The organism is Nocardioides astragali (assembly GCF_024436375.1).
GTDB classification, from domain to species: Bacteria; Actinomycetota; Actinomycetes; order Propionibacteriales; family Nocardioidaceae; genus Nocardioides; species Nocardioides astragali.
Map to the genome: position 1 here is coordinate 399,418 of NZ_JAFMZM010000003.1, position 16,607 is coordinate 416,024.

Annotated in this window: 17 protein-coding genes; 9 read left to right on the plus strand and 8 right to left on the minus strand. The window is 71.4% G+C overall.

All coding sequences use genetic code 11. The features are described 5' to 3' along the window. Positions 1-5 precede the first annotated feature (5 nt). Positions 6-644, minus strand: coding sequence for a PadR family transcriptional regulator (locus tag J3P44_RS11010; protein WP_255890383.1), 639 nt, complete (start codon positions 642-644; stop codon positions 6-8). Positions 645-717: 73 nt separating this feature from the next. Here J3P44_RS11010 and J3P44_RS11015 point away from each other — a divergent pair, with 73 nt between their 5' ends. After that, on the plus strand, positions 718-3,099 hold the full coding sequence (locus tag J3P44_RS11015; RefSeq protein WP_255890384.1) for a transglycosylase domain-containing protein: 2,382 nt from the start codon (positions 718-720) through the stop codon (positions 3,097-3,099). An 8-nt stretch (positions 3,100-3,107) separates the two neighbouring features. Next, positions 3,108-4,340, plus strand: a complete 1,233-nt coding sequence (locus J3P44_RS11020) for a glycosyltransferase family protein (protein WP_255890385.1) — start codon at positions 3,108-3,110, stop codon at positions 4,338-4,340. Here J3P44_RS11020 and J3P44_RS11025 read toward each other — a convergent pair. Both J3P44_RS11025 and J3P44_RS11030 read right to left on the minus strand, forming a co-directional pair. Next, positions 4,251-5,336, minus strand: a complete 1,086-nt coding sequence (locus tag J3P44_RS11025) for an alanine racemase (protein ID WP_255890386.1) — start codon at positions 5,334-5,336, stop codon at positions 4,251-4,253. The genes J3P44_RS11020 and J3P44_RS11025 overlap by 90 nt on opposite strands. Further along, positions 5,333-6,508 (minus strand): lipid II:glycine glycyltransferase FemX, encoded by a 1,176-nt coding sequence (locus tag J3P44_RS11030; protein WP_255890388.1) that lies wholly within the window; start codon positions 6,506-6,508, stop codon positions 5,333-5,335. The genes J3P44_RS11025 and J3P44_RS11030 overlap by 4 nt, the downstream gene beginning before the upstream one ends. Positions 6,509-6,845: 337 nt before the next feature. Between J3P44_RS11030 and J3P44_RS11035 the strand changes: the two genes are divergently transcribed. Both J3P44_RS11035 and J3P44_RS11040 read left to right on the plus strand, forming a co-directional pair. After that, a complete protein-coding gene (locus J3P44_RS11035; protein ID WP_255890389.1) occupies positions 6,846-7,985 on the plus strand; it encodes a hypothetical protein in 1,140 nt (379 codons plus the stop codon). Next, entirely contained in the window at positions 7,978-8,625 is a 648-nt protein-coding gene (locus tag J3P44_RS11040; protein WP_255890390.1) for a class F sortase, read from the plus strand. Before J3P44_RS11035 ends, J3P44_RS11040 begins: the two co-directional genes overlap by 8 nt. A 12-nt stretch (positions 8,626-8,637) precedes the next feature. Here J3P44_RS11040 and J3P44_RS11045 read toward each other — a convergent pair whose 3' ends face one another. Together J3P44_RS11045 and J3P44_RS11050 are read right to left on the minus strand one after the other, a co-directional pair. Further along, positions 8,638-9,447 carry a deoxyribonuclease IV gene (locus tag J3P44_RS11045; RefSeq protein WP_255890391.1) on the minus strand — a complete coding sequence of 270 codons (810 nt, stop codon included), beginning with the start codon at positions 9,445-9,447 and terminating at the stop codon, positions 8,638-8,640. Further along, positions 9,444-10,403, minus strand: coding sequence for a serine/threonine-protein kinase (locus J3P44_RS11050; RefSeq protein ID WP_255890392.1), 960 nt, complete (start codon positions 10,401-10,403; stop codon positions 9,444-9,446). The genes J3P44_RS11045 and J3P44_RS11050 overlap by 4 nt, the downstream gene beginning before the upstream one ends. Positions 10,404-10,559: 156 nt before the next feature. Between J3P44_RS11050 and J3P44_RS11055 the strand changes: the two genes are divergently transcribed. From J3P44_RS11055 to rplI, 5 genes are all read left to right on the plus strand, one after another. Beyond that, complete coding sequence (locus tag J3P44_RS11055) at positions 10,560-11,123, plus strand: hypothetical protein (RefSeq protein ID WP_255890393.1); 564 nt, start codon at positions 10,560-10,562, stop codon at positions 11,121-11,123. Positions 11,124-11,295: 172 nt separating this feature from the next. Next, the gene (rpsF, locus tag J3P44_RS11060; protein ID WP_209950535.1) at positions 11,296-11,586 is read left to right on the plus strand and encodes a 30S ribosomal protein S6; all 291 of its coding nucleotides are present in this window, start codon (positions 11,296-11,298) and stop codon (positions 11,584-11,586) included. A 129-nt stretch (positions 11,587-11,715) separates the two neighbouring features. Then, positions 11,716-12,318, plus strand: coding sequence for a single-stranded DNA-binding protein (locus tag J3P44_RS11065; protein ID WP_255890395.1), 603 nt, complete (start codon positions 11,716-11,718; stop codon positions 12,316-12,318). A 132-nt stretch (positions 12,319-12,450) separates the two neighbouring features. Continuing rightward, a complete protein-coding gene (gene rpsR / locus J3P44_RS11070; RefSeq protein ID WP_056603689.1) occupies positions 12,451-12,687 on the plus strand; it encodes a 30S ribosomal protein S18 in 237 nt (78 codons plus the stop codon). A 14-nt stretch (positions 12,688-12,701) separates the two neighbouring features. Further along, complete coding sequence (rplI, locus tag J3P44_RS11075) at positions 12,702-13,148, plus strand: 50S ribosomal protein L9 (protein ID WP_255890397.1); 447 nt, start codon at positions 12,702-12,704, stop codon at positions 13,146-13,148. 133 nt (positions 13,149-13,281) lie between these two features. Here the strand turns inward: rplI and J3P44_RS11080 are convergent, their stop codons facing one another. The 3 genes from J3P44_RS11080 to J3P44_RS11090 form a co-directional block, all read right to left on the minus strand. Then, positions 13,282-13,581: a DUF8738 domain-containing protein gene (locus tag J3P44_RS11080; protein WP_255890399.1), complete on the minus strand. Its 300-nt coding sequence runs from the start codon at positions 13,579-13,581 to the stop codon at positions 13,282-13,284. A gap of 119 nt (positions 13,582-13,700) precedes the next feature. Next, positions 13,701-14,867, minus strand: a complete 1,167-nt coding sequence (locus J3P44_RS11085) for a hypothetical protein (protein WP_255890400.1) — start codon at positions 14,865-14,867, stop codon at positions 13,701-13,703. 64 nt (positions 14,868-14,931) lie between these two features. After that, the gene (locus J3P44_RS11090; protein WP_255890401.1) at positions 14,932-16,257 is read right to left on the minus strand and encodes an MATE family efflux transporter; all 1,326 of its coding nucleotides are present in this window, start codon (positions 16,255-16,257) and stop codon (positions 14,932-14,934) included. Between the last annotated feature and the right edge of the window lie 350 nt (positions 16,258-16,607).

Below are 16,607 nucleotides of genomic sequence, written 5' to 3' on the forward strand. Positions count from 1 at the left end.
GGTGGTCAGTCGTTCGCGGCCGGGGCGCCGGTGGTGCCGGGGGTCCGTGCCGTGGGTGATGCTGCTGACGGTGTTGCTGCTGACGGTGTTGCTTCTGGTGCGACGTCGCCGCCGCGCTCTGCCTGGATGAGGTCCGAGAGCCACCTGACCTCGCGCTCCACCGACTCGACCCCGTGACGCTGGAGCTCGGCGGCGTAGCGGTTGACCTCGGCCTGGGTCCGCTCCAGCTCGGCCTGGACGCGCGCGAGGCGTTCCTGGAGCCGCGAGCGGCGACCCTCGAGGACACGGAGACGGATCTCCATGTCGGTGGAGGAGAAGAACGCGAACCTGATGTCGAAGTTGCCGTCCTCCCACGCCGTGGGGCCGACCTCGGACATGAGCCGGTTGAACTCTGCGTTGCCGGCCTCGGTGACCTCGTAGACGATGCGGGGGCGCCGAGTGGTCGGCGTCGTGGTGGCGACGACCTCGGTGATGAGGTTGGCGCGCAGCATCTTCTTGAGGGCGGGGTAGAGCGAGCCGTAGGACAGCACCCGACCCCAGCCGAGCATCAGGTTGAGCCGCTTGCGCAGCTCGTAGCCGTGCATGGGTCCCTCGTGCAGCAGTCCGAGGACTGCGAGCTCGATGGTGTCACCACGGCGTGCCATGCGACCTATCGTACCGATATATCTGCAAACGAGGAATCCGGGTTGGCGGGTGCCTCCCCGTACCCTTTGCCCGGTGAGTGCGAAGAAGCGCCGGGCCGACGGCAAGGCCCAGACCCGCCGGCCCAAGCCACGACGTACGCCGCGGCAGCGAGCGGCCAAGATCGCCAAGGTCGTCGCCATCCTGGGCGTCGTCGGCGCGCTGGTCCTGGCCGGCACGATCGTGGTGCTCTACCAGGCGATCAGCATCCCCAAGCCCAACGACGCCTTCCAGGCGCAGACGACCTTCGTCTACTACCAGGACGGCAAGCAGCAGCTCGGCACCTACTACGAGGACCAGAACCGCGAGTCGATCCCGCTCGGCGAGATGCCGCAGTCGATCGAGGACGCGGTGGTCGCCGCGGAGAACCAGACGTTCTGGACCGACAAGGGCATCGACCCCAAGGGCATCCTGCGCGCGCTCTTCTCCAACGCCCGCGGCAACGCCCGCCAGGGTGCGTCCACGATCACCCAGCAGTACGTGAAGATCCTCTACCTGACGAGCGAGCAGAGCTACAAGCGCAAGATCAAGGAAGCGATCGTCTCGCTCAAGATCCAGCAGCAGCTCGACAAGGAGCAGGTGCTCGAGGGCTACCTCAACACCATCTACTTCGGCCGCGGCGCCTACGGCATCCAAGCGGCGGCCAAGGCCTACTTCGACCACCCGGCCGCCGACCTCAGCCTGCGCGAGTCGGCCGTCCTGGCCACGGTGCTCAACAACCCGACGCAGTACGACCCGGCCAACGGCAAGGAGGCCAAGGAAGACCTCAAGGCTCGCTACGAGTACGTCCTGGACAGCATGGCGGAGATGGGCACCATCACCACCGAGCAGCGCGACAAGGCGGTCAAGCGGCTGCCGAAGTTCCCGAAGGTCGCCGCGCAGAGCCAGTACGGCGGGCAGCGCGGCCACATGCTGGCCCTCGTCAAGAAGGAGATCCTCGCCCGCGGGATCGCCTCCGAGGGGGAGATCGACGGTGGGGGCCTGCGGATCACCACGACCTTCGACCCCCAGGTGATGACCGACCTCGAGGCGGCCGTCGACGAGCAGCGCCCCGACGCCGGGTTGCCGGGGGCCGCCGGCAACGAGGACCTGCACATCGGCGCTGCCACGGTCGACACCAAGACCGGCGCGCTGCTCGGGTTCTACGGCGGCCAGGACTACCTCGAGTCCCAGATCAACTGGGCCGAGGCCGGCGGCATGGCCGGATCCACGATGAAGGCGGCGACCGACGTCGCCGCGATCCGCGACGGCTTCTCGCTCAACGACACCTTCGAGGGCAACAGCCCGATCGACATCGCCGGCACCGAGTTCGAGAACCAGGGCGACGAGGACTACGGCTCCGCCGTCTCGATGATCACCGCGACCGAGAACTCCATCAACACCGCGTTCGTCGACATGGTCGACTCGATGGAGGACGGCCCCCAGAAGGTCATCCAGGCCGCCGAGGATCTGGGCATCCCGGGCAACGAGGGCGAGCGGTGGGGCATCCCGCGCCGCTCCATCGACTTCCAGGAGAACGTCGGCGTCACGCTCGGCACCGCACAGGTCAGCCCGATCAACATGGCCAACGCCTACGCCACCCTCGCCAACGAGGGCACCCGCAACGAGGTGCACGTCGTGCGGAAGGTCGTCGACAAGGACGGCAAGGTGCTCTACGAGGCCAAGCAGCGCAGCAAGGCGACCGTGGATCCCGACATCACCGCCGACGTGACCTACGCACTCCAGCAGGTCGTCGAGGAGGGCTCCGGCACCGAGGCCCTCGCGCTCGGGCGTCCGGTCGCCGGGAAGACCGGCACCGCCACCAACGACGACGGCGACGTGTCCTCGTCGTGGTTCGTCGGCTTCACGCCCCAGGTCTCCACGTCGGTGATGTACGTCCGCGGCCGGGGTCGGGAGGGCCTCGACGTGGTCCGCCCCGATGGGGCAGATCTGTGGCTGCCGACGAGCTCCGACGGCCGCTCCGGCTACTTCGGCGGCAACTACCCGGCCAAGACGTGGACCTCGATCATGCAGAGAGTGATGGAGGGCATGGAGGTGGAGGAGTTCCCGGAGCCGGTCTACGTCGACGGCGATGCGCCCGAGGAGGGCCACGAGTACACCCCGCCGCCGGAGCCGCAGCCGACGAAGCGGCCCACCAAGCGGCCGACCGAGACCGGCGGCGTGGAGCCTGAGACGCCGACCGAGTCGCCGACGGAGACGCCCACCGAGACACCCACGGAGACGCCGACCGTGACGCCCACGGAGACGCCCACCGTGACGCCGACCGAGACGCCGACGACACCCGTGCCGACGACCCCCGTGCCGCCGACGCCGGCCCCGAGCTCGCCGACGGAGGGCCCGACCACCCCGGCGGCGGGTCCCACGGGCCCCTCTGGACGGACCGAGACACGGTGGCGCGCCCTGGACACCCGACCCTGAGCGGGCCGATGGAGCACGAGGCACCCACCCGCACCGACCGGCTCGCCGCCGCGATGTCGGAGGTGATCGGGGGGCCGCTGGGTGACCATGCCGGCGGCCACCGCTGGTGGCACGCCTCCCGTGCGCTCCTGGGCGTGACCGCCGTCGTGCTCGGTGCGGGCATGCTCGGCAAGAGCGCCTGCGTTCCGTCCGGCTGGGGCAACGAGCGGCAGCCCTTCGCCGAGCTCTGCTGGACCGACCTCGCCGGCACCTCGGCCGATGCCGGCACCCCGCCCCACGTCACCACCTGGCTCGTGCGGCTGGCCGAGCTCCTCCCGGGCTCGGGCACCGTCGCCACGACCGGCGCCCTCGCGGTGCTCCTCGCCGCCCTCGCCCTGCTGGCCACCGCCCTGCTCGTCCGGGTGGACGCGGGTCGACCGTGGGCGGGTGCCGGCTGGGCGATGGCTCCCGTGCTCCTCGTGCACTGGCTCTCGTGGGAGCTCGTCGCGGCGGTCGGGGTCGCGGTGCTGCTGTGGGGCTGGACGACCGGACGCAGCTGGCTGGCCGGTGTCGGCGCAGGGATCGGGGCGGCGTTCGCGTTGCCGGTGGCCGTCGCCTTCGTCGGCGTCGTCGCGTTCGGCGGACGACTGCGTGACCGCGTGGACGCGCTGCTCGCTGCGGCCGCGGCGTACGTCGTGGTCACCCTCCCCGGCCGGGCTCGCGTCGAGGACCCCGATGTCGGCTCCGTCTGGCTCTTCCTCCAGCAGGTCGGCGCGGGTGGGTCGCAGACGTCCCGGAGGGTCGTCCAGCTGCTCGTCCTCGCCGCTGCGGCCGCGGTCGTGTGGTGGCTGGTCCGGCGGGACGGTCGGCCGACCGCGCTGGCGAGCGCCCGGGCGGGCCTCGTCATGCTCGCCGCCGCGCTGGTGGTGGCCCCGTCGGCCCCGCCGGAGTACGCCCTGCTGGCACTGCCGCTGGCCGCGATCGCCGTACGCCGCTGGAGCGACCTGCTCCTCTGGCAGGGGCTCACCCTGGTCAGCTGGGTGATCACCGGGTGGTACGTCGGCGAGGCGCTGGTGCCGACGGTCGCCGACGACGCGCGTGCCTACTGGCTCGCCATCCTGCTGCGGGTGGTCGGCCTTGTGTGGCTGGTCGTGGCGGTCGTGCGTGACGCGTCAGTCGATGACGACGCGGTCGAAACAGGTCGCGGTGAAGCGGACCCTGACGTCGATCTCCTCGCCGATGCGCGGCACGCGCGCGCCTGAGGGCACGAAGAGCAACGAGGCCTGCATGTGCGGCGGCTCGGCGAAGAGTCGCTGCTTGCCGTCGATGGAGAACGGCGAGCGGACGAAGCCGACCGCGTCCATGCCGCCGCGGGCCAGGGTCGCCGCCCGGGCCTTGAGCGACTGGTCCCCGGTGGGTGCCTCGAGCCCGATGCCGTGCGCCGTCCCGCCACTGACCACGACGATGTGCCCGCCCTTGGGCGCCGTGCGTCCGCGGTAGCCGAAGGTCTCACCGCGCTCCACGTCGTGCACGTCGAGCACCGTGGCCGTGACCGTGAGGGCGCCGCGATCGCCGAGCCACAGGGCGGTGCCGATGCGCGGGCGCACCGTGAAGTCCGGGTAGCTCGTCGCCAGCTGGGCGAGCTCGGCGTGGGTGAGGTGCGAGACGAAGACGGTGCGGGTCGGCAGGCCAGAGGCGACGACGTCGTTGATGAGCCGGCTCACCTCGCCGAGGTGCGACGTGGTGTTGAGCGGCAGGTGCATGGCTACGCCGCGCAGTCCGCTCCGGCCACTGTCTGCCTCCAGCGCCTCCGCCGCGGTCGCGAGCTCGCGTCGGCTCATGCCGTGGCGGCGCATGGAGGTGAGCTGCTCCAGCACGAACCGGGCACCCGGGTCGCGCTCACGCAGCTGTGCGAGGTCGGCCGCGCGACTCACGGTGTGCACCACCCGCGTGGCGGTGCGCCCGTCGAGTCGGAGAGCTGGGCCGAACGGGCGCCACGGGGTCAGCACGAGCAGGTCCCCGTCGTAGCGGCTGGCGGCCTGCTCGACCTCGTCGTAGGTGCCGATCGCGAGCACGTCGAGCCGCGCCCCCGTCTCGGCCGCGTGCTCGTCCAGCCACTGGGCCCGGCGCGCGAGCCGGGCCACCGTGAAGCCGTAGCCATTGCCCTTCGCCACGGGGATGATGCCGGGGTGCTGGGCGACCGTCGTGAGGAGGTGCTGGCGCCACCGCTCGCCGTCGATGGACAGCGTCAGACTCATCCGCGCCTCGCGAGATAGAGCTGGAAGGCCTTGTAGATGGCTCGGTTGATCGGCAGGTCCCACTCGCCGGCGTACTCGACGGCCTGACCGCCGGTGCCGACCTTGAACTGGATCAGACCCACGTGCGGGTCGTCGGCATCGAGGGTCTCGGTGATGCCCCGGAGGTCGTAGACGTGTGCGCCGGCCTCGAGGGCGTGGCGGATCATCGCCCACTGGACGGCGTTGGAGCCACGGACCTCCCGCTTCTCGGTGGACGAGGCGCCGTAGGAGTACCAGGAGTGGGTGCCGACCCGGATCGCGATGGTGGCGGCGACCAGGTCGCCCTCGTGCCGCGCCATCCAGAGCTGGATCCGGTCCGGGTCCTCGGCGCTGAGGGCGTCGTACATCGTCTGGAAGTAGGACAGCGGTCGCGGCGTGAAGTGGTCGCGCTCGGCGGTGTGGGCGTAGAGGTCGTGGAAGGCCTTGAGCTCGGTGCGCGCACCGAGGTTGACCTCGACGCCGGACTTGTCGGCCTTCTTGATGTTGCGGCGCCAGAGCTGGTTCATCCCGGAGAGCACGTCGGCCTCGGAGCGCGGCTGGCCCTCCTCGTCGACGAGCGGGATCTGGAAGTTGAACTGCGGCTGTCCCGCGGAGAAGCCGCCCTCGGCCGACTGCTGCTGCCAGCCCAGCTCGTGCAGCTGCGCGATGACGCACGCGCCCTCCTGCGAGCGCTCGAGCGGGGGTACGTCGCCCAGGCGTCGTACGGACTCGTCGGCGATCCCGGCCTTGACCTGGTCGGCCGACCAGCGACGGGTGACGACCGGAGGCCCCATCCGGACCGCGAACGCTCCCTGCGTTTTGAGGTGCGCGACGAGCGGCGCCAGCCAGGCTTCGAGGTCGTCGCCGGACCAGTCGATCACCGGCCCCTCGGGCAGGTAGGCGAGGTAGCGCTTGAGCTTGGGCAGCTGGCGGTGGAGGACGAGCCCGACCCCGACGAGCTCGCCGTCTCGAAACCCTTGGGTTGAGGAGCCGAGGGACGAGGCGTCGCGAAACCAGCCCACGGACTCGGCCCGCCACTCGGGCTTCACGGCCGCCCAGGCCGGGGTCTGGAGGAAGCTCGCGGACGACCGGGAGGCGATGAAGTCGCGGTGCTCGGTCACGGAGATCGGGCGCAGCGTCAGAGGGGTCGTCACCTTGGGAAGGCTACAAGGGACCAGACACGACCCCCGTCCGTGTCTGGTCCCTTGTGACTAGAGACGTGGGTCGTCGCCGTTCGGTTGCACCCCGAGCCCGACTTTTTCCCACGCGGGTGACTGCCGACTCTCAAGATCTCGTCAACCGCTCACCCCAACGGACGGGGGGCGGCATAGCCCAGCCGACCCGGGGTCGTTGGGGCGGTGCGGGACGGGTACCGGCGCTCGGGAGCCGGAAGTCATCTCGCGGCAGCACTCGCCGACGGCGCCACCGCGCCATCGATCCATCGCTCGACCGCGCCACCGCGTCGCGTCGACAGCAGGGGAGGAAACCCACATGTCCACCAGCCACCGCACCTACCGCGCGCCCCGCCTCGGGGTCGCCGCCCTGCTCTGCCTCGGCACCTTCGCCATGGCTCCGGCGCCACTCGCGCACGCCGAGCCGGGCAACGGCGCCGGGCAGGGACAGCGGCAGGACCCGGGCCAGGGCAACCCGGACCAGGGCGACCCGGGCCAGGGCAACCCGGGCCAGGGCAACCCGGACCAGGGCGACCCGGGCCAGGGCAACCCGGGCCAGGGCAACCCGGACCAGGGCAACCCGGACCAGGGCAACCCGGACCAGCAGCCGTCGACGTCGCACGACCCGGCCGGCAACAACGGCACCGTCAAGATCGCCCCTCTCGGCGACTTCGACGGCATCCCCGACAACACCCCTCACGTCGGATGCACGTTCCTCGTGGAGTGGTACGGCTTCGACGAGGGCGCCGACATCGTCTCGACGGTGTCGTTCGCCGAGCACGCCCCCACCACGGGAGTCGGCATGACGGTCAGCGGACCGTCGCAGGTCTTCGTCGGCGGCGACCCCGCCACGGGCGCCGGCACTCCGACCGGGCTCGACGGCCGCCAGGAGTACACGCTGTCCTTCACTGGGGCGCCGCACCCGCAGCAGGGCTACCACGTCAAGCTCACGATCGCGACGCCCGGCTCGATCGGCAACGACACCAAGAGCAAGGTCTTCTGGGTCGAGGGCTGCGCGCCGACCACGCCGGTGACCCCGGAGACCGAGACGCCCGAGACGCCCGAGACGGAGACGCCCAGCATCCCCGGCACCACGAGCACGCCGCAGGCACCTGAGGTCCTCCTCGAGCCGGCGAACCCCCAGGCCCCGCCGCAGTCGACCAACGCGGAGGTCCTGCCGGAGACGGCCAACGCGGAGGTCCTGCCGGAGACGGCCAACGCGGAGGTCCTGCCGGAGACGGCCAACGCGGAGGTCCTGCCGGAGACCGCTGCCCCTGAGGTGCTCGGCGTCCAAGCCTTCGGGACCAGCAAGCAGCAGCTGCCCACGGCCGTCAACGCCGGAGCCACCGGCGAGGCGAGCCCGACCGGGATCTCGCTGACGCAGTCCCTTCTCGGTCTGCTCCTCATGCTCGTGGGCGGGACGGCCGCCCGACTGGGGTGGGTCCGCGTCCGTGGCTGAGGACACCCCCACGCGACGCAGTCGGCTGGGGACGGTGCTGCTCGTGGCAGCGCCCACCCTGCTGGTCGCGGCGGGGCTGCTCGTGGTGCGCGGCGGCAGCGACGTGGCCACCGACGCACCCGAGCAGTCCCGGCCGCGTCCGGCCGCGCTGGTCGAGATGAGCCAGGCGGGGTCGCCGTCGTCGCCCAAGGCCTGGCCCGCGCGCAGCGCACGACCGAAGTCCGTCGTCGTACCGGCGCTGGGAGTGGATGCTGTGGTCTCCGCGATCCAGCTGGAGGGCGTTGCGCTGACCCCGCCCGCGGACCCCCAGGAGGTGGGCTGGTGGTCGCAGGGCGCGCGCCCGGGTGCCTCGACCGGCTCGGCCGTCCTCACCGGACACACCGTGCACACCGGTGGCGGGGCCTTCGACGACCTCGATGAGCTGGTTGCCGGCGACGAGGTGGTGGTGCGGACCGACCGTGGTGCGCTGGCCTACGACGTGGTCTCGGTGAGCGTGCTGGGCCGCGGTGAGCTCGCCCGCAGGAGTGCGGACATCTTCGAGCAGTCGGGTCCGCCGCGCCTCGTCCTCATCACCTGCGAGGACTGGGACGGCACGGCCTACCTCAGCAACGTCGTCGTGACCGCACGGCCGGTCGCCTGACCGCCGCGATCCTCACGCCTCGAGGTGCTCGCGCAGCCAGGCGAAGTCGGCCGTGTGCTCGGCTGCACCGCCCGGGGTCTCGCAGATGACGGGCGCGCCCGCCGCACGCACCACCGCGGCGAACTCGTCGGCCGGCAGGCGTCCCTGGCCGAAGTTGGCGTGCCGGTCGGCCCCGGAGCCGAAGTCGTCGCGGGAGTCGTTGGCGTGGACGAGGTCGATCCGGCCGGTGATGGCCCGGACCTTCTCCACCGCGTCGCCGAGGTCGATGCCGCCGGCCCAGGCGTGACACGTGTCGAGGCAGAACCCGACCCGGTCCGAGCCCTCCGCCGAGGAGATGGCGTCCCAGACGCCGGCGATCCGGTCGAGGTGGCGCGCCATCGCGTTGTCACCGCCGGCGGTGTTCTCGATGAGGAGCGGGACCTTGATGTCCGTCGCCGCCACGGCCTTGCGCCAGTTGTCGAAGCCGACCGAAGGGTCGTCGGTCTTGTTGACGTGGCCGCCGTGGACGATCAGACCCTTGGCCCCGATCTGCGCGGCCGCGTCCATGTGCTGCTGGAGCAGCTTGCGGCTCGGGATCCTGATCCGGTTGTTGGTCGTGGCGACGTTGACGATGTAGGGGGCGTGGACGTAGAGGTCGACGCCCGCCGCCTCTGCCGCCGCGCGCAGGGCCTCGGCACCGCCGGCGAAACGGACCTCGGGACCCTTGTAGCCCTGAGGGTCCCCGAGGAAGAACTGCACGAGGGTCGTCTCGCGCGCGAGCGCCTCGGCGATCGGGTCGGTCTGCTCGACATGGGCGCCGACGGACAGGGCGGGAGCAGTCATGGCCACCAGCCTAGGAGGACGTACAGACAGCCGGCGACCACGCCGACCAGGCCGGCGACCGCCGCCCACGCCGGCCAGTCGACATCGCCGCCGACCCGGGTCGTACGACGGGTGCGCGGGGGCGGGCCGAGGCGGTCGGGCACCGGCGGACCGGTCGGCGCCGGCACCGGAAGTCGGCGGAGCAGCCGCAGCCCTGCGTCAGCCGTGGCCAGCCGCTGCTCGGGGTCGGCGACGAGGAGGCGCTCGACGAGCGGCCGCAGCGGGTGCGACGGGATCTCGCCCTGGCGGGAGGGCGGCAGGCCCGTGATCAGCTCGAGCGCCACCCGTCCCACGGCGTACAGGTCCTGGGTCGGCTCCGGCAACGCGCCGCGGGCCTGCTCGGGCGCCATGTAGCCGTCGGTGCCGATGGCTCCCGGCACCGTCGTGAACCGACGGTCCGCGATCGGGGCGGCCACGCCGAAGTCGCCCAGGCGCAGGTGGGGCGTCGCGTCGCCGGTGGCCTCCAGGAGCAGGTTGGCGGGCTTGACGTCGCGGTGCACCAGTCCGCTCGCGTGCACCGCCGCGAGGCCCATGAGCAGCTGCTCGAGCAGGAGGCCGACGGTGCCGGGGTCGAGCGGACCGTGCTCGCGGAGCAGGTCGGCGACCGAGCCGCCGGACACGAGCTCCATGGCGAGCACGACGAGGTCGTCCTCGGCCGCCCATCCGTGCGGCGCGACCACGTGGGGGTGGCGGACCCGGATCGCCTGCTCGCGCACGAAGCGCGCCAGGACCGCGGAGCTGTGCCGGCCCAGGACCTTCACGGCCACGTGGTGGCGGGTGCGTACGTCGTGCGCGCGCCAGACCGAGCCCATGCCGCCCGTGCCGATCTGGTCGATCAGCAGGTAGCGACCGGCCACCATCGCGGAGGATCGGGCGGAGGCTCGGGCCGCGGCTCGGGTCGGGGCGACGCGGTGCACCGCTCGACGCTAGCCCGCCCAGGAGCCCCGCGGGCGGGTCATCCACAGGCCCCGGTCTGGACACTCGTGCCAGCCGTATTGCCGTCGCCCCGCTTCGTGCGGGATCCTCACGCCTGACTGGCCCCGACTGCGGGGCCCCAACGGGGGAGTACACCCATGTCCGAGTCCACGCCCGGAACCGAGCCCACGCCTGAGCCCGCGGCCGAGCCCACGCCCACCGCGTCCACGCCGCCCAGCGGCTCGTCTTCGTCGTCCTCCTCGACCTCGGCCAGCGACGCCGCGGCGACCCTCAAGGGTGCCGACCGGCTCGACCTCGCCACCATCGGTGCGGGCGTGCTGGTCTTCCTCGCCTCGCTGATGCCCTACTACACGGTGTCCGTGGAGGGCTTCGGCGGCGACTCGGCCAACGCCTGGCACGGCTTCTTCGGATGGTTCGGCGCCCTGTGCGCCCTGGCCGGCGCGGGTGTCCTCGTCGCCAAGATCCTCGGCGTCACGCTCCCCGTCCCGGTGCGTACGACCGTGCTCGCGCTCTTCGGGCTCGCTGCCGTCTGCACGCTCCTGGCGCTCTTCGTGACGCCGGGCGGCGGCTGTGACGACAGCGGCTTCGGGGGCGAGGTCTGCGACATGATCGACCAGGGCCACGGGTTCGGCTACTGGCTCGCGCTGCTCGCCTCGATCGCCGGGGTCGCGCTCGCGGCGGTGCGCCGCTCGGCCGACTGAGGAGCCGTCCTCTCCGATTCCAGCAGCCGGTCGGGCCGCTGGTAGTCTTCCCCGGTTGCCTTCGGGCGACCAGCAACAACGTGGCGTGCGACCAGACGCGCGCCGCGGACGCAGAGTCCTCCTGCCACGGAAAGCCCGTGGCCGCTCTAGCCCAGAGGAGGTGGAGACCGCTATGCGTGCCTATGAAGTGATGGTCATCCTCGACCCGAGTCTCGACGAGCGCACCATCGAGCCGTCGCTCGACAAGTACCTCAACGTGATCCGCAAGGACGGTGGCTCGATCGAGTCGCTCGACGTGTGGGGTCGGCGCCGGATGGCGTACGAGATCAAGAAGAACGCCGAGGGCATCTACGCCGTCATCCAGCTGACGGCCGAGCCCGCGACGGTCAAGGAGTTCGACCGCCAGCTCACGCTGAACGAGTCGATCCTGCGCACGAAGGTCATGCGTCCCGACGCCCACTGAGTCGCCCATCGTGGCGTCCTGTGGAAACACCCTTCACGCTGTCGGTCGCTGCCTGTTTGATGGGCAGCACGCCGGGAGCACCCCCCGGATCATCGGCACAGCAGCAGGACATCTTTTAGGAGACCTGACATGGCAGGCGAGACCACCATCACCGTTGTCGGCAACCTCGTCGACGACCCGGAGCTGCGGTTCACCCCCTCGGGGGCGCCCGTGGCCAACTTCCGGATCGCGTCGACGCCGCGCACCTTCGACCGCCAGAGCAACGAGTGGAAGGACGGCGACACGCTGTTCCTCTCCTGCGCTGTGTGGCGGCAGGCCGCGGAGAACGTTGCCGAGTCCCTCACGAGGGGCATGCGCGTGATCGTCCAGGGTCGCCTCAAGTCGCGTCAGTACGAGACCCGCGAGGGTGAGAAGCGCACCGTCTTCGAGATCGACGTCGAGGAGGTCGGCCCGTCGCTGCGCTCCGCATCGGCCAAGGTGACCAAGACGACCCGCTCCGGCGGCGGTGGCGGCTACTCCGGTGGCGGCGCCGGCTACTCGGGCGGCGGTGGCGGTCAGACCGCGACGGCCGACGACCCGTGGGCCAGCCCGGCTCCCGCGCAGGGTGGCAGCACCTGGGGCGGCCAGTCCCAGCCCCAGGGTCAGCCCCAGGGTGGTGGCCAGTCCACCCCGCCCAACGACCCGTGGGCCACGCCCGGGGTCTCCGGCGGCAACGACGAGCCCCCGTTCTGATCCGCTTGGCCGCGCGCAGCGCGAGGCGACGAAGTCGCCGACGCTGAGCGGGGCCTGAGCACATTCATCAATACCCCACCATTCCGTCCCTGATTTGCCTCAGGGCCGGGCTCACTGAAAGGGAGCACCACAATGGCCAAGGCAATTCTGCGCAAGCCCAAGAAGAAGGTCTGCCAGTTCTGCAAGGAGAAGGCGACCGGTGTCGACTACAAGGACACCACCCTGCTCCGCAAGTTCATCTCCGACCGCGGCAAGATCCGCGCCCGTCGCGTGACCGGCAACTGCGTCCAGCACCAGCGCGACGTGGCCATCGCCGTCAAGAACGCGCGCGAGCTCGCCCTGCTGCCCTACACGTCCACCGGTCGCTGAGAGGAGCGGAGAAGATGAAGCTCATCCTGACCCAGGAAGTCGACGGACTCGGCGCCCCCGGTGACGTGGTCGAGGTCAAGGACGGCTACGGCCGCAACTACCTCGTTCCCCGTGGCCTCGGCATCCGTTGGACCCGCGGCGGCGAGAAGACCATCGAGTCGATCAAGACCGCCCGTGCCTCCCGCGCGGCGCGCGACGAGGACCACGCCAAGGAGATCGCGACCAAGCTCCAGGCCAACCCGGTCAACGTCAAGGTCCGAGCCGGCGAGGGCGGTCGCCTGTTCGGCGCCGTCACCACCTCCGAGATCGCCGACGCGATCGGTGAGGTCTCGGGCGAGAAGGTCGACCGCCGCACCATCGTGGTCACCAACCCGATCAAGACCCTCGGCGCACACGAGGTGACGGTCAAGCTGCACGACGAGGTGTCCGCCACGGTGGCCCTCAACGTCGTCCCGGCCTGACCGCGACTCCACGCACCACTCGACGGCCCGCTGCCTCCTCGGAGGCGGCGGGCCGTCGTGCGTGCCACGTCCGTTGGTAGTCCGTAGCAAAAGGCTGGTGAGGGGAGCCTCCGGACCAGCCGTTTGCAGCGGACTACTCGGTGGGCCGCTCGCACAGCACCGGCGGCTGCGATCCGCCCGAGTGGAACTCGTACGTCGTGTCGCCGACGCGGAGCGTGATGCGTGAGCCGTCGATCAGCGCCTGCGTGTACATGACGCCCTTCTGGGCACAGCCGCGGCTGCCGTCGCGCCAGGTGACCTCCTCCACCGCGACGACCTCGACGTCGGCCGGGTCGACGCCCAGTCGGGCGGTGAGGTCGGCGACGGCCTCCTGGACCACGCCAGATCCCGCGCCCGGGACCGGTGAGCGGGGGGACGGGTTGCTCTCGTCCACAGCGGACTCCTCAGGGGCGGGAGGGGAAGGGGTGTCGGCACAACCACCGACGGCCAGGACGCACACTGCTGCCGCCAGCCCGTGGCGTACGACGATCGTGCCTACAGCCCGGAACACGGCTACTGCGCAGCCGGGAAGGTGTTCGGCCGGGCCACGACCGCGTCGATGACCACGGGCTTGTTGCTCAGGGTCTCGATCACGATCCTGCCTGCCCGGATCCCCGAGTAGCGGTCGATGACGACGTACTGGCGCAGCGTGGTCTTCGGCCCCGCGAGGTTGACGACGTGCCACGCCCGCCGCCCCACGCGGATCCGGACCTTGCCGAGGCCGGGACCGCTGGGGGCGATGAGCCGGAGCTCGCCGACCTTGGTGCGCGGCAGGACCAGGCGCGTGCCGCGCTTCTTGGCCAGCAGCGCGTCGCCGCGGAAGTAGTGCTTGTTGAGCTCCTTCTTCCAGCCGCGCTTGCGCGTGAGGTTCTTCGGCACGAAGAACTCGATCGGCGGTGACCAGGCGCTGGCGTTGCCGGCCCGGTCGATGGTCCGTGCCGAGAAGGTGTGCCGTCCGGCCGCGGGGTCGGTGAGCTCCCAGCGCCCGGCCGAGCAGGCGACCGGCGCGCCGTTGTCGGTGCACTCGAACGAGGAGCCCGCCTCGCTGCTGTTGAGCCGTATCGGGACCGTCGGCGTGGTGACGACCGGCTGGGTGGGGGTGTCCTGGTCGTAGGTGGTGCCGGTGACGAAGACGAACGGGGCCTTGGTGTCCTGCCCCCACGAGAGCGAGGCCGGGGTCGGGTCGAGGTCGGGGGCGTCGGGTGTCGTGGGCGGGACCAGCGGGTTGTCGGGGTTGCGACCGGCGTCGCCGAGGTCGATGGACCGGGCTGAGAAGACGTACGACCCGTCCGGCAGTCCGGAGTAGGTCACGGGGCTGGCGCACTGCCGCCAGTCGTGGGCCTGGGCGGGCCCGGTCAGCTTGCACTCGAGGCCGAACGGGCCGGGGTCGCCGTCGGAGACCTGCGAGCCGATGGTGAAGGTCATGGTTGAGACGTTGACGAGGCCGGCGGCGTTGGGCGTGCTGGACGCCGACAGCGTCGTCTCGGGCGGGGTGTCGTCGTCACAACCGTCGCCCGTCACGATGGGTGGCAGGCCTGGCAGCGGGTTGGGGATGGTCGTGTGGGTCTCGTCGGTGCATCCCGGGCTGGCGCCGGCAGCACTCGAGGTCAGCGGCACGAGTGCTCCCGCGACGAGCGCTGCGAGGCCGAGCCGCGCCGCGAGGCGATGGTTGGTCTTCAAGGTCCCTCCCCAGGGTGTGGCCGCACGGTGAGAACGGGAAGCCTCTCACTGGCGGTTCGCGTGATCAACGAGTCAGGCTCGCTCCGGTCACGACCCACTTGTCCCCGCGCGCGCGGATCCCGAGCAGCACCCCGCGCGCACCCATGAAGACGACCGTCATCGCGACCCAGACGGCGACGAGTCCGTGCGGGAGGGTGGCGGCGACGAGGGCGGCCGGGGCGTACGCCGCCAGCACCACGAGGCCGGCCCAGGCAAGGTAGGCGCCGTCGCCGGCCCCGATGAGCACGCCGTCGAGCACGAAGACCACGCCGGCCACCGGCTGCCCCAGGGCCACCACGAGCAGCACCGGCACGAGCAGCGCCCGGACCTCGGGGTCGCTGGTGAACAGCGCGCCGATGAAGGGGGCGATCGCGGCGAGTGCCAGTCCCGCGACGATGCCGCTGCCCCAGCCCCACCGGATCATCCGTCGGGTGAGCACCCGGGTGCCGTCGACGTCGCCGGCGCCCAGGGCACGTCCGGTGAGGGCCTGGGCGGCGATCGCGATCGCGTCGAGGGCGAAGGCGAGGAAGGTCCAGAGCGTGATGGCGATCTGGTGCGTCGCGACGTTGACGTCGGTGCTCTGGGTGCCGACGCGGGTGACGGCGTACGTCCCGACGAGCAGGCACGCGCGCAGCGCCAGGGTGCGGATGACCAGCGCGACCGCCGCATGGGCCGCGGCCAGGATGCCGGCGCGGTCGGGGGAGAGCGGGGCGTCGTGCTCGCGGGCGGCGCGGATCACGACCGCCGCCAGCCAGCCGGCGGAGAGCACCTGCGCGATTACCGAGCCGATCGCGGAGCCGGCGATGCCCAGGTCGAGGCCGTAGACGAGGAGGAGGTTGAGCGCGATGTTGACGCCGTTGCCGACCACGGCCACGCGCAGCGGGGTGCGGGTGTCCTGCAGGCCGCGGAGGACGCCGGTCGTGGCGAGCATGACCAGGAGGGGAGTGGTGCCGAGGAACGCGATGGCGAGGTAGGTCTCGGCGTGCCCCGTGACCTCCGAGCCGGTGTCGAAGGCGGCCACCAGAGCGGGCGTGGCCAGGATCCCGCCGACCGTGGCGAGGGTGCCGATGATGATCGCCAGCCAGACGCCGTCGACCCCCTGGGCGAGCGCGGCGCGCAGGTCGCCGGCGCCGAGGTGGCGCGCGACGCTGGCCGTGGTGCCGTAGGCGAGGAAGACGCAGAGCCCGACCACGGTCTGGAGGATCACCGCGGCGACGCCGAGGCCTGCGAGCTCCGGGGTGCCGAGGTGGCCGACGATCGCGGCGTCGGAGAGCAGGAAGAGCGGCTCGGCGACGAGGGCGAGGAACGCGGGGACGGCCAGGCGCAAGATCTCCCGGTCGATGGCGTTCACGAGGTTCACCCTAGGAACAACCACTCGGCAAGCGACTGTCGCGCTCACATACCGAAGAGGGCGCAGTGGTGTCCATGGCCCTTTGGTACTACCTGTGAATGGCCGTGTGGATGAGGGGTCGGTGTCCGCGGCCGCAGCGCGGTGTCGACAAAGCAACAGGCAACATCCAGATGGCGGACAGATGAACGGACATACAGGCGTGGGGATTTCTGTCCACAGGGTGTGCACGACGTTTGCGCAGGTCAGACGCTAGGGAAGCCCGCAATGAGGGCCTCTGTCCACAGGTCGCTCCACGCCGTGTGCACCACGACCTGCGTGTCGTCCACCTGAGTGCGCAGGTTGTCCACAGA

Coding starts and splice junctions, on each gene's coding strand:
- J3P44_RS11010 (WP_255890383.1), bottom strand. CDS start 644: ATGGCACGCCGTGGTGACACCATCGAGCTCGCAGTCCTCGGACTGCTG.
- J3P44_RS11025 (WP_255890386.1), bottom strand. CDS start 5,336: ATGAGTCTGACGCTGTCCATCGACGGCGAGCGGTGGCGCCAGCACCTC.
- J3P44_RS11055 (WP_255890393.1), top strand. CDS start 10,560: ATGTCCGAGTCCACGCCCGGAACCGAGCCCACGCCTGAGCCCGCGGCC.
- rpsR (WP_056603689.1), top strand. CDS start 12,451: ATGGCCAAGGCAATTCTGCGCAAGCCCAAGAAGAAGGTCTGCCAGTTC.
- rpsF (WP_209950535.1), top strand. CDS start 11,296: ATGCGTGCCTATGAAGTGATGGTCATCCTCGACCCGAGTCTCGACGAG.
- J3P44_RS11065 (WP_255890395.1), top strand. CDS start 11,716: ATGGCAGGCGAGACCACCATCACCGTTGTCGGCAACCTCGTCGACGAC.
- J3P44_RS11020 (WP_255890385.1), top strand. CDS start 3,108: ATGGAGCACGAGGCACCCACCCGCACCGACCGGCTCGCCGCCGCGATG.
- rplI (WP_255890397.1), top strand. CDS start 12,702: ATGAAGCTCATCCTGACCCAGGAAGTCGACGGACTCGGCGCCCCCGGT.
- J3P44_RS11035 (WP_255890389.1), top strand. CDS start 6,846: ATGTCCACCAGCCACCGCACCTACCGCGCGCCCCGCCTCGGGGTCGCC.
- J3P44_RS11045 (WP_255890391.1), bottom strand. CDS start 9,447: ATGACTGCTCCCGCCCTGTCCGTCGGCGCCCATGTCGAGCAGACCGAC.